At 68.7% G+C, this 11,324-nt stretch carries 12 protein-coding genes; 9 read left to right on the top strand and 3 right to left on the bottom strand.

Going from position 1 to position 11,324, the window contains the following annotated elements; genetic code table 11:
- Positions 1-46 precede the first annotated feature (46 nt).
- Together H074_RS11375 and H074_RS11380 are read left to right on the top strand one after the other, a co-directional pair.
- Complete coding sequence (locus H074_RS11375) at positions 47-718, top strand: papain-like cysteine protease family protein (RefSeq protein ID WP_007030176.1); 672 nt, start codon at positions 47-49, stop codon at positions 716-718.
- A gap of 9 nt (positions 719-727) precedes the next feature.
- Entirely contained in the window at positions 728-1,501 is a 774-nt protein-coding gene (locus H074_RS11380) for a type 1 periplasmic-binding domain-containing protein (protein ID WP_007030177.1), read from the top strand.
- On the opposite strand, the gene H074_RS11385 is transcribed toward H074_RS11380, so the two are convergent.
- Positions 1,488-2,462, bottom strand: a complete 975-nt coding sequence (locus H074_RS11385; RefSeq protein WP_235096731.1) for a helix-turn-helix domain-containing protein — start codon at positions 2,460-2,462, stop codon at positions 1,488-1,490. The genes H074_RS11380 and H074_RS11385 overlap by 14 nt on opposite strands.
- Before the next feature lie 25 nt (positions 2,463-2,487).
- Positions 2,488-3,675 (bottom strand): cytochrome P450, encoded by a 1,188-nt coding sequence (locus H074_RS11390; RefSeq protein WP_007030179.1) that lies wholly within the window; start codon positions 3,673-3,675, stop codon positions 2,488-2,490.
- Between the two features lie 222 nt (positions 3,676-3,897).
- On the opposite strand from H074_RS11390, the gene H074_RS11395 reads away from it, so the two are divergent.
- The 7 genes from H074_RS11395 (at position 3,898) to H074_RS11425 (ending at position 10,276) form a co-directional block, all read left to right on the top strand.
- Positions 3,898-4,170, top strand: coding sequence for a hypothetical protein (locus H074_RS11395; RefSeq protein WP_039922183.1), 273 nt, complete (start codon positions 3,898-3,900; stop codon positions 4,168-4,170).
- Positions 4,171-4,227: 57 nt separating this feature from the next.
- Positions 4,228-6,048, top strand: a complete 1,821-nt coding sequence (glmS, locus tag H074_RS11400) for a glutamine--fructose-6-phosphate transaminase (isomerizing) (protein WP_007030181.1) — start codon at positions 4,228-4,230, stop codon at positions 6,046-6,048.
- A gap of 31 nt (positions 6,049-6,079) precedes the next feature.
- Complete coding sequence (locus H074_RS11405) at positions 6,080-6,439, top strand: YciI family protein (protein WP_007030182.1); 360 nt, start codon at positions 6,080-6,082, stop codon at positions 6,437-6,439.
- On the top strand, positions 6,439-7,626 hold the full coding sequence (locus tag H074_RS11410; protein WP_007030183.1) for an RNA polymerase sigma factor: 1,188 nt from the start codon (positions 6,439-6,441) through the stop codon (positions 7,624-7,626). Before H074_RS11405 ends, H074_RS11410 begins: the two co-directional genes overlap by 1 nt.
- A gap of 168 nt (positions 7,627-7,794) precedes the next feature.
- Complete coding sequence (locus H074_RS11415) at positions 7,795-8,556, top strand: DeoR/GlpR family DNA-binding transcription regulator (protein ID WP_007030184.1); 762 nt, start codon at positions 7,795-7,797, stop codon at positions 8,554-8,556.
- Positions 8,553-9,446: a carbohydrate ABC transporter permease gene (locus H074_RS11420; RefSeq protein WP_007030185.1), complete on the top strand. Its 894-nt coding sequence runs from the start codon at positions 8,553-8,555 to the stop codon at positions 9,444-9,446. The genes H074_RS11415 and H074_RS11420 overlap by 4 nt, the downstream gene beginning before the upstream one ends.
- Positions 9,447-9,448: 2 nt before the next feature.
- Positions 9,449-10,276, top strand: coding sequence for a carbohydrate ABC transporter permease (locus H074_RS11425; protein WP_039922184.1), 828 nt, complete (start codon positions 9,449-9,451; stop codon positions 10,274-10,276).
- Between the two features lie 213 nt (positions 10,277-10,489).
- Here H074_RS11425 and H074_RS11430 read toward each other — a convergent pair.
- Positions 10,490-11,324 (bottom strand): HNH endonuclease signature motif containing protein (locus H074_RS11430; RefSeq protein ID WP_039922092.1); only part of this gene is annotated, 835 nt, incomplete at its 5' end.

The raw sequence follows: 11,324 nt of genomic DNA on the forward strand, positions 1-11,324 counted from the left end.
TGCGGCGCACGGTGATCTCCCCATCCCCGTGTCGAAGGAGACATCTGTGAAGAGCCTTTCGAGGGCCGCGCTGGCGACCGGAGCCGCCGTCTTCGCGCTGAGCATGCTGCCCGCCACCGCCCTCGCGCAGCCCGGCGGCGACGGGGACCGGCCCAGCGGCCTGATCAAGACCCAGACCCACACGCAAGTGCGGGAGGTCGCGCCGGTGGCCGGGACCGCGATGACGGTCGCCGCGACGTCCGCGTCCAAGCAGCTGAACTACACCCAGCAGGTGCAGCAGTACAACCAATGGTGCTGGGCCGCGGACGGTTCGAGCATCGAGCGGTCGCAGGGCGGCACCGCCACCCAGGCCCAGTTCTGCGCCGCGGGCAAGGGCACGTCGGCCGGGTACTGCCCGAACCAGCCCGCCCAGATCGCCGAAATCGTCCGCGGTTTCCGCGGCACCGGCTTCTCCGCGCAGGACGCGGGCGGGCCCATCGGCTTCAACTCGGTCGTCAGCCAGGTCGACGCCGGGATCCTGAACCTGACAGGGATCTACTGGACCTCCGGCGGCGGCCACGCCGAGGTGATCTACGGCTACGACTCGACGAACCAGTCGATCATGGTCGGCGACCCGTGGCCGACCTACCAGCGTTACCAGACCTGGAACTACAACCAGTACCGGAGCAACGCCCAGTTCCGCTGGAACGACACCATCGTCAACATCCGGAAGGGCTGAGACGCGGTCATGAACACGATCTGCCGGAAGTTCTCCGGTTGTCTCGCGGTGGCGATCGCGACGCTGCTGCCCGCCGCGCTGCCCGCTTCGGCGAGCGAGGGCGTCGTCCCACCCTCGGACGGCGATCTCGCGGCGGCCGTGCGCGTCGCCGGGCAGCCGGACGCGATCGGTCTCGCGAGATCGAACTTCCGGCAGGTCGACCACATCGAGCCGCAACGGATCACCATGGGGGAGAAGGGAATCCCGGTCTACACCCTCAATCCCGACTTCGTCAGGGGCATCGCCGGGGCACCGGCGGGCGTGCTCAGATCCGTCGCCGTGACGGCCACCGCCGATTCCGGCCAGAAGGCCACGCTGCAGGCGATGCCGGAAGGCCCCGGAAAGTGGGTCGCCGCGAGCGTGTTCTCCGGGAATGACGAAGAGACCCTGAGCGGGCGGCTGAAGCCCGGCTCGGTCCTGCTCAACGAGCCGCAGATCAACGGGTGGTACGAACTGGGGCCCGACGGTGTGGTGCTCCTGCAGGCGAGCCTGCCGCAGTCGCCGGTGGGGAAGTTCGTCCCGCTTTCCGAGTACCAGCGGGAAGTGCACGGCCGCTACGCCGACAAGCTGCCCGGATCGGACTACCAGCGCGACCGCGGGATCGGCTTCACCCAGGCGGTGCCCCCGCCCGTCGACACCGGACTTCCCGTCGCGATCGTGGCGGGCTTGATCACCGCCGGAGTCGCCGGAGTGGGAATCGTGCTGGTCGCGGTGTGGCGGAGGCGTCGTCTCACTCCCAGATGAGGTCGATCCCCGCGATGCCGACGTCGAGATCGTCGAAGTAGGCACTGACCGTCGCACCCGGCCCGGGATGCAGCGGTTCGCTGACCACGGGGGCGAGTTCTTCGCGCTCCCGCACGGTTTTGACGCAGCGCGCCGGTATCGCGTCGGCGTCGAAACGCATGCGGAGCAGATACGCCGACATACGCGACCGCACCGTCCGGTGAAAACAGGTCGAACGGACCGACGCGGCCAGACGCAAAGTGAACGCGAAGGTGTGCGTTTCCCCTTCGGCCAGCCCGCGGTCGAAGAGGAGCTCGAACACCATCCCCGGCGACGAGGCGCTTCGGCGCACCCTGCCTCTTCGGCAGCCATCGGTGGCGAAGACCGTCGTGGCCTCCATGTCGGTGCCGGGTTCGTCCTGATGGGTCACCACGAATCCGTCCGCGCCGGGCTCCCTCGCCCGCACCACCATGGTCGAGGTGATCTCCGAGATCCGTCCTTCCCCGGTCATGGTCAGCACGTCGACGACGGTCACGACGTCGAGCTTCGCGTTCCCCGCCGCGCCGGGTGATTCGCTCAGTTCGTCCAGCAGCGAGCAGGTTTCGGCCCAGCTTTGCCGCAGCTCCGGCAACGAGGGCCTGCGGTCGTCGCCGGGGGACCGCCGCTGCGGGCCGATCAGGACGACCAGGCTGTCCGCGGGCAGACCCAGCACCGCTTCGAGCGCACGGACGACGTCGAGCGAGCGTGGTGTCGACGGATGCCGGAGACCGCGCTGCCAATAACTCAAGGTCGATTCGGCCACGGAAACGCCGCGTGCCGCCAGATGCGCGCGGATACGGGACAGGGAAAGGCCGCGGTGCTCCACCGCTTCGGAAAGCGCGCGATGGAACGGGCCGGATCTGACCGCGCGTTCCTGGTACATGGGCACCCCCACCGACGCCGGGTTGGCGCAAAGCATGCGCAGTCCGGCGCCGGTCGGCAACCGTCTAAGGTCGAAAACCGGACTTTCAGGCGAATTCGAGCCGCAGGCTTTCGAGGCCGCGCAGCGTCACCTGCTTCACCCAGACCGGATCGGCGGTCCGGTGGAACGCGCGGCCGGCACCGAGCAGCGCCTCGAACAGGGTCCGGCCCTCCAACCGCGCCAGCGGGGCGCCGAGACAGAAGTGGATACCCTGTCCCAGCGCGAGATGCCTCGGCGAGGGACGGTCGATGTCGAAGTGGTCCGGGTTCTCGTAGGCGCGCGGGTCGCGGTTGGCCGCTCCCAGCAGCACGACCGTCTGGGCGCCTTCGCCGACGGACTCCCCGCCGACGGTCGCGTCCCGCAAGGCGAGCCGTGTGGTCAGCTGGACGGGGGAGTCGTACCGGAGCATCTCCTCGACCGCGTTCGGGATCTTCGACCGGTCCCCGGCGAGTTTCCGGTGCTGCTCCGGGTGGTTCAGCAGCGCGAGGACGCCGTTGCCGATCAGGTTGGTCGTCGTCTCGTGTCCGGCGACCAGCAGAAGCATCGCGGTGATCACCAGTTCGCCCTCGCTGAGCCTGTCGCCCTCGTCGGACACCGACACCAGATCGGAGAACAGGTCGCCGGTCGGCCGCTTCCGCCGTTCCTTCGCCAGTTCACGGAAGTAGGCGACGAATTCGCGCCGTGCGGCGACGGCCGCGGCGACGGTCTCCTTCGCGATCAGGAAGGACGGGTCGAGCGCGCGGCCCATGGCGTGCGACCACCCTTCGAAGCGGTCGCGGTCGGCCAAGGGAACCCCGAGCATCTCGCTGATGACGACGACCGGCAGTGGCTTCGCGATCTCGGTCATCAGGTCGAATTCGCCCATTTCGAGCGCTTTCGACACCAGTTCCTTCGCCAGTTCCTCGACCCTCGGCGCGAGTTGTTCGACCATCCTCGGCGTGAACGCCTTGGAGACCAGCCGCCGCAGCCGCGTGTGATCGGGCGGATCGAGCCCGAGGAACGACCGGATCACCCGGCCCTGCTCGTCGACCGGCTCGTTCTCGTGCGGATCCGGCAGCACCTCCGGCTCCGCGTGGCCGAACGCGGGGTTCTTCAGCAGCGCGGACGCCTCCTCGAACCCGCTCACCACGAAGAACCGGTCGGCGGCCTCGAACACCGGGCCCCGGTCGAAGACCTGGCGGTAGAACGGGTACGGATCGGTTCTGGTCTCCGGCGTGAGCAGGTTTTCGAGCATGACCCGATCCTATGCTCGGTCGTCGGTCGGCCGTGGAGCTCGTGAGTGGTAAGGACGGTTCTAACCGTCCTTACCACTCACGAGGTTCTGGACGTCGGTGAGCATGTCGACGGCGGTTCAGGAAGCGTGCTGGTCGAACGTGAAGGGCGCCACGCGGGGTTGCGAAGCGCCAGTTCTTGCCCGATTTCGGGCAAGAACTGGTGTTTCGGTACCTCGATGTGCATGATGGGGTCCGTGGAGGACGCGGACATCGTCGAGCAGGTGGCCTTGTCGACAGGTCTGTCGACGGCCATCGCCGCCCGTGTCGTCGAGGACGTCCTGGCGTTCTACCGGCAGCCCGCCGAGCAGTACGTCCGGACGCGGCATGCCCAGTTGCAGGCCGAGGGCAGGAAGAACCCCGAAATCTTCCCCCGCATCGCCGCCGAACTGAGCCGCCGTCTCGTCGCGCCTCCCGACCTGTCCGAGCGGCAGCTGCGCCGCATCGTCTACGGCTGACGGAGCACGCCCGATCTTCGCGTGCCCGTTCGTTTTCCTTTGTGAGGTTGACTCGTCATGTGCGGAATCGTCGGCTACATCGGCGGCCAGAACGCCGCCCCGATCCTGATCGAGGGGCTGACGCGGCTGGAGTACCGCGGCTACGACTCGGCCGGGATCTCCGTCCTGGGCGGTAAAGGCGCCCAGGTGCACCGAATCGTGGGGCGGGTGCGGAACCTGACGGCGGCCCTGCCGAAGCGGCTCGCGGGCAAGGTCGGCATCGGGCACACGAGGTGGGCGACGCACGGCCCGGCGACCGAGGCGAACGCCCATCCGCACGTCTCCGAGGACGGCCGGATCTCCGTGGTGCACAACGGGATCATCGACAACGCCGACGCCTTGCGGGAGCAGCTCACCCAGGCAGGGGTGACGCTGACCTCCGAGACCGACACCGAGGTGCTCGCCCACCTCGTCGCGCGGTCGGGCGCGAAGACCCTGGAAGACGCGGTCGTCGAGGCCGTTTCCCGGGTCACCGGTACCTACGCGATCGCCGTGACCGACACCGGGCACCCCGACCGCGTCGTGGTCGCGCGGAACGGTTCGCCGCTGATCATCGGCGTCGGCGACCGGGAGATGTTCGTGGCCAGCGACCTGTCCGCGCTGGTCCGGCACACCTCGCAGGTGGTGCACCTCGACGACGGCGAGTTCGCCAGCGTCTCGGCCACCGGCTACCGCACCTTCACCGTCGACGAGAGCGACACCGGCAAGGCCGCGACCGCGATCGACATCCAGGCCGACGACCTCGATCTCGGCGGCCACCAGCACTACATGTACAAGGAGATCCAGGAGCAGCCGGAATGCCTGGAGCGCATGATCCGGGGCAGACTGGACGACCGGTTCGGAGTGTCCCGTTTGGACGGTCTGAACCTGACTCCTCGTGATCTGCGCGGTTTCGCGAGGGTGAAGATCCTCGGCTGCGGCTCGGCGTACTACGCGGGCCAGATCGGCGCGACCATGATCGAGGACCTGGCGCGGGTCCCGGCCGACGCGGAGGCCGCCTCCGAGTTCCGCTACCGCAACCCCATCATCGAAGCGGACACCCTCTACATCGCGGTCAGCCAGTCCGGCGAGACGGCGGACACCGCGTTCGCCGTCGAAGAGGTCAAGCGCAAGGGCGGCCGGGTGGTCGGCCTCGTGAACGTCGTCGGCTCGACGATCGCGCGGGCCTGCGACGGCGGACTGTACCTGCACGCCGGTCCGGAGATCGCCGTCGCTTCGACCAAGGCGCTCACCAACATGGCCGTCGGCTTCGCGATGATCGCGCTGGCGCTGGGCCGCGTCCGCGACCTGTCCAACGCGGACGGGCAGCGCGTCGTCGCGGCACTCCGGGCGCTGCCGAAGCAGGTCGCGGCCATCATCGAGGCGGAGTCCCGGATCGCCGAGCACGCCAAGATCTGCGCGGACGCGCGGAGCCTGTTCTTCATCGGCCGGGTCCGGGGCTTCCCGGTGGCGCGGGAGGGCGCGCAGAAGTTCAAGGAGATCTCGTACCGGCACGCGGAGGCCTACCAGACCTCGGAACTCAAGCACGGCCCGCTCGCGCTGATCGACGAGGAGCTGCCGACGGTCGCGATCGTCCCGTCCGACGACCTCGCCGACCGCAACCTGGCCGCGATGCAGCAGATCAAGGCGCGTAAGGGCCAGGTGCTGGCGATCACCCACGACGACGTGGACTTCGGCGATCTCGACGTGCCGCGGTTCGTGGTCCCGCGTTCGGAGCCGGAACTCGACCCGATCCTGCTCACGATCCCGCTGCAGCTGCTGGCCTACCACGCCGCGCTGATCCTCGGCCACGACATCGACAAGCCCCGGAACCTCGCGAAGTCCGTCACCGTGGAATGATTTTCCGCCTCATCCATCGAGGGAGTCCGCCATGAGGCAGTACCTGCTCGCCGTGCAGCTCGACGAAAGCGCGCGGGAGGCGCCCGACGAAGAGGTCCGGGCGATGATGGCCAGGACGGGCGAAGTCACCGACGAGATGAAGGCCGCCGGGTCGTGGGTGTTCGTCGGCGGCCTGGAGCACTCGGACGTCTCCACGGTCGTGCGCCCCGCCGACGGCACGACCACGATCACCGACGGCCCGTTCGCCGAGACGAAGGAACAGCTCGGCGGGTTCTGGGTGATCCAGGTCGACGACCTCGACCAGGCGCTGGCCTGGGCCCGCAAATGCGCGCTGGCCTGCGGACAGCCGATCGAGGTGCGGCCCTTCGGCGACGCGTCGCGTTGGCGCTGATGGATTTCGACGGTGTCTACCGGGCGGAGTACGGCCGGTGCGTGGCCACCCTGACGCGCTTCCTCGGCGACATCTCGCTCGCCGAGGAGGCCGTTCAGGACGCGTTCGCGACGGCGGTCGAGAAGTGGGACGAAGCGCCGCCCAACCCGGGCGCGTGGATCGTGACCACCGCCCGCAACCGCGCGATCGACCGCCTGCGCCGGGAATCCACCCGCGAGGCACGGCACGCTCAAGCACTGCTCCTGCACGGACCGGATGAGCCGCGGGAGGTGGGACCGGTGCGCGACGACCAGCTCCGCCTGATCTTCACCTGCTGTCATCCGGCGCTTTCGCCGCTCGCACGGACCGCGCTCACCCTGCGTCTGCTCGGCGGACTGGAGGTGGGGGAGATCGCGCGGGCGTACCTCGTCCCGGAAACGACCGTCTCCCAGCGGATCGTCCGCGCGAAGAAGAAGATCCGCGACGCGGGCATCCCGTACCGGGTGCCGCGGGACGGCGAACTCCCCGAACGGCTGGCCTCCGTCCTCACCGTGCTCTACCTGATCTTCAACGAGGGGTACACGTCCACGAGGGGCGACCTGCTGCGTACCGACCTCTGCCTGGAGGCGATTCGCCTGGCGAGGGCGCTCGCCGACCTGATGCCCGGCGAGTCGGAGGTGACCGGGCTGCTGGCACTGCTCCTGCTCACCGAGGCCCGGCGGCCGGCGCGGGTGGGGGCTTCCGGTGAGCTGGTGGTGCTCGCGGAGCAGGACCGGTCGCTGTGGAACCGGGAACTGATCGCCGAGGGCCATGAGCTGGTACGGCGATGCCTGCGCCGCGACCGGCCGGGCCCGTACCAGGTGCAGGCCGCGATCAACGCCGTGCACACGGACGGGCGGTCGACCGACTGGGCGCAGGTGCTGGCGCTCTACGACCGGCTGTGGCGGCTCACCCCGACGCCGATCGTCGCGCTCAACCGCGCGGTCGCCGTCGCCGAGGTGCACGGCCCGGCGGCGGCACTGGCCGGAATCGAGGGACTGGACCTGCCCGGCTATCACCATCTGCCCGCCACCCGGGCGAATCTGCTGTCCCGCCTCGGCCGCGACGAAGACGCCATCGCCGCCTACGACGAGGCGATCACCTTGGCCACCAACGACACGGAACGGGCTTTCCTGGAGAACCGCCGGGCACGCCTCAGGTCCGGCTGAACGGGCAGCTTCGCCGTCGATTCGGGCAACCGTCGCCGAAAGCACGCTTCGGGCCGTGTCCTCAATGGACAGAACGGCGCGGACCAGGTGAGGGGTTCCGTTGTCGTGCGGGCGAGAAACCAACTATTGTCGCCATGACCGCTCATCCGCCAGTGCAGGAGGTGACCGTTGTACGCCGAAGAGCGGCAGCGCGCCATCCTCGAGCAGGCCCGGCAGAACGGCCGCGTCGACGTGGCGACGCTCGCGGCCGCTTTCGAGATCACCAGCGAGACCGTCCGGCGTGACCTGACGGCGCTGGAACGCAGCGGAGTGGTGCGACGGGTGCACGGCGGCGCGATCCCCGTCGAAAGGCTGGGCATCGAGCCGGGGCTCGACGCCCGCGACGCGGTGATGACCGCGGAAAAGGACCGCATCGCCGCCGCGGCGCTGGAGCAGATCCCCGGCGGTGGCGCGATCCTGCTGGACGCGGGCACCACCGTGGCCCGGCTGGCGAACCTCGTCCCCGCCGACCGTGGCCTGACCGTGGTCACCCCTTCACTGCCGAACGCGTTCACGCTCGCCAACCGGCCCGGCGTAACGCTGATGCTGGTCGGCGGAAGGCTGCGCGGCCACACCATGGCCTCGGTCGACGGCTGGGCGCTCAGCGCCCTCAAGGACACCTACGTCGACGTCGCTTTCCTCGGCACCGAAGGCCTTTCCGTCGAGCGGGGGCTCACCACCCCGGACACCGCCGAGGCGATGGTGAAACGCGCGGCCATCACGTCCGCGCGGCGGACGGTGCTGCTGGCGGATCACACCAAGATCGGAGACGACCACTTCGCCCGGTTCGGGGACCTCTGTGACGTCGACACCCTGATCACCGACAGCGGTGTCGATCCTCAGGCGGCCGACGAGATCAGCCGGGCAGGCGTCAAGGTGATCATCGTTTGAAGCGTACGGGCGAGCGGCTCGCCGGATACCTGATGACAGCGCCGTTCTACGTGCTCTTCGGCGTGTTCGGTCTTTTCCCGTTGCTCTACACCGCCTGGGTGGCGCTGCACCATTGGCATCTGGTCAACGGTGACACCGGGTTCGCCGGGCTCGGCAACTTCGCCGTCCTGCTGCGGGATCCGTATTTCTACAACGCGCTCTTCAACACGGTCAGCATCTTCGTCCTTTCGACCGTCCCGCAACTGCTGGCCGCGCTCGGGCTCGCCGCACTCCTCGATCGTCCCTTGCGCGCGCGGAGCCTGTGGCGGGCCAGTGTGCTGTTGCCCAACGTCGTCTCGGTGGTCGCGGTGGCGCTGGTGTTCAGTCAGCTCTTCGCCGAGGACTACGGCGTCGTCAACTGGGCGCTGGGCCTGGTGGGTCTCGACCCGGTGGACTGGCGGTCGGACCGGTTCGCCTCGCATGTCGCGGTGAGCGCGATGGTGATGTGGCGCTGGACCGGCTACAACGCGCTGCTCTACCTCGCGGCCATGCAGTCCGTGCCCCAGGAGCGCTACGACGCCGCGATGCTCGACGGCGCCTCGCGCTGGCGGACCTTCTGGTCGATCACCGTGCCCGCGATCCGGCCGACCATCGCCTTCACCGTCGTCGTCTCGACCATCGGCGGGTTGCAGTTGTTCGCCGAGCCACAGCTGTTCGACGACACCGGTGTCAACGGGACCGGCGGCGCCGACCGGCAGTTCCAGACGCTGGCCATGTACTTGTACGAGAAGGGGTTCGGCGAGTTCGACGCCGGATACGCGGCGGCCATCGCGTGGTTGCTGTTCCTGTTCTCGGCCGTGTTCGCGCTGGTCAACTTCTCGCTCGTGCGCCGGATGCGGGGCGGTGAGTGACCGTGGCGGCGAGAGAACGGACCGGTTTCGTCGTCTATGGGTTGCTGCTCGCCGTCGGCGTAGCGTCGATCTTCCCCTTGTATTGGTCGTTCGTGGTGTCCTCCAAGGACAACTCCGCTCTTGGCGAGACCACCCCGCCGCTGCTGCCCGGCGGCAATCTGATCGAGAACGTGGGCAGGGTCTTCGGGACCGTCGATTTCTGGCTGGCGATGCAGAACTCGCTGATCGTCGCCGGCACGGTGACCGTGTCGAACGTGCTGCTCTCCAGCATGGCCGGATTCGCCTTCGCGCGGCTGCGGTTTCCCGGGCGTGACACGCTGTTCCTGGTCGTCATCGGCACCGCCATGGTGCCCGCCCAGCTCGGGGTCATCCCGCTCTACCTGGTGGTCGGCGAACTCGGCTGGTACGGGCGCCTGGAGGCGGTGATCGTGCCGGGGCTGGTCGGCGCGTTCAGCGTGTTCTGGATGCGGCAGGCGTGCGAGGAGGCGATCCCCGGCGAACTGCTCGACGCCGGACGTGTCGACGGCTGTTCGACGGCGCGGCTGTTCTGGAACGTCGCGATGCCCGCCATCCGCCCCCAGGCCGCCGTGCTCGCGATGCTGACGTTCATGACCGCGTGGAACGACTTCTTCTGGCCGTTGATCGTGCTCGACCCCAATGCCCACCCGACCGTCCAGGTGGCGTTGTCGCGGCTGGCCAGCGGCTACTTCACCGACTACTCGCTGATGCTCACCGCGGCCACGATCGGCGTGCTGCCCGTCGTCGTGCTGTTCATCCTGCTGGCCAGGAAGGTGGTCGACGGCGTGATGCGGGGCGCGCCGCGGGCGTGATGGCCGTGGGCGCGGTTGGGTCCCACTCTCGAAGGCCCGTCGTGGTCGTTTTCGGCGACGCTGCTGGGCGGCAGCGGTTGCCCTGCTGACCCCGCGCCAGGTTCGTGCCGGAGCGATGGTCGTTTTTCGGCGACGTCTCGTCGCAGACTGGTTGCGCCGGGATTTTGGGTGCTGCTCTTGTGGTCGGCTTGTCGCCGTTTTTCGGCGATGGGGTCAGAACGGTGGTTCGGTTCGGGGTTCGTGTAGTGGTGGTGGCGTGCTGTCGTAGCTGCGTCCGGTGGGTGTGGTGATGGTCAGGGTCGCGTCTGCCGCTAGTCGGTAGCTCCAGCCGGGTTGGTCCTTCAACCGGTGGTCGCGGCGGCACAGGTCGACCAGTTCGGTATCGGCGGTATGGCCCCCGTGCTGCCACGGCAGCGCATGGTCGAGATCGCAGGCCTGCGCGACACGGTGGCAACCAGGTCTTCGACACTCACGGTCCCGCACTCGTACGAACTCGTCCAGCCCCGCGGTCGGCCGATACCGATCCCGGCCCAGATCCAGCACCTGCCCGGACAACGGGTCGGTGATGATCCGCCGCAACACCGTGTTCGAGCCGGACGCGATGTGCCGGGCCAAGGGTGCGGGGATGTGCCCGTGCCCGGCCAGCTCGGCGGGATCATCGTTCAACCCGAGATAGGTGTGCAGATCCATATAGAGGAACACCTCCGACCGTTCACTCTTCCCACCCTGACCACCCAGCAGAAGATCCAACGCGACATCCGCGCGCAGCTGATCCAGAGTTCGGGTCTCGTCGCCGGTTTTCAACGCCCTGGCCTCACGATCGATCCGCGTGTACGCGGCGGTGATCTTCTCCACGGGGCCATCTTCGACCTCGATCGACGCCACTCCGGTCTCGCCTTGCCGGATCGAGAGCCGACGTCCGGCGCGGTGTTGTTCCGCGCGTTTCCCGGCGCCGTCACGGTCGGCCATCATCGCCGCGTGGTTCGCCGCTTTCCGGACCTGCTCGGAATTCCTGCCCGGCAACCGGTCCTCCAGCACCTCATCCACC

The organism is Amycolatopsis decaplanina DSM 44594 (genome assembly GCF_000342005.1).
GTDB lineage: Bacteria > Actinomycetota > Actinomycetes > Mycobacteriales > Pseudonocardiaceae > Amycolatopsis > Amycolatopsis decaplanina.

Bases quoted from the DNA above. Each gene is read 5' to 3' on its own strand.
- H074_RS11410 (WP_007030183.1), top strand. From the start codon at position 6,439: ATGGATTTCGACGGTGTCTACCGGGCGGAGTACGGCCGGTGCGTGGCC.
- H074_RS11405 (WP_007030182.1), top strand. From the start codon at position 6,080: ATGAGGCAGTACCTGCTCGCCGTGCAGCTCGACGAAAGCGCGCGGGAG.
- H074_RS11390 (WP_007030179.1), bottom strand. From the start codon at position 3,675: ATGCTCGAAAACCTGCTCACGCCGGAGACCAGAACCGATCCGTACCCG.
- H074_RS11395 (WP_039922183.1), top strand. From the start codon at position 3,898: ATGATGGGGTCCGTGGAGGACGCGGACATCGTCGAGCAGGTGGCCTTG.
- H074_RS11380 (WP_007030177.1), top strand. From the start codon at position 728: ATGAACACGATCTGCCGGAAGTTCTCCGGTTGTCTCGCGGTGGCGATC.
- glmS (WP_007030181.1), top strand. From the start codon at position 4,228: ATGTGCGGAATCGTCGGCTACATCGGCGGCCAGAACGCCGCCCCGATC.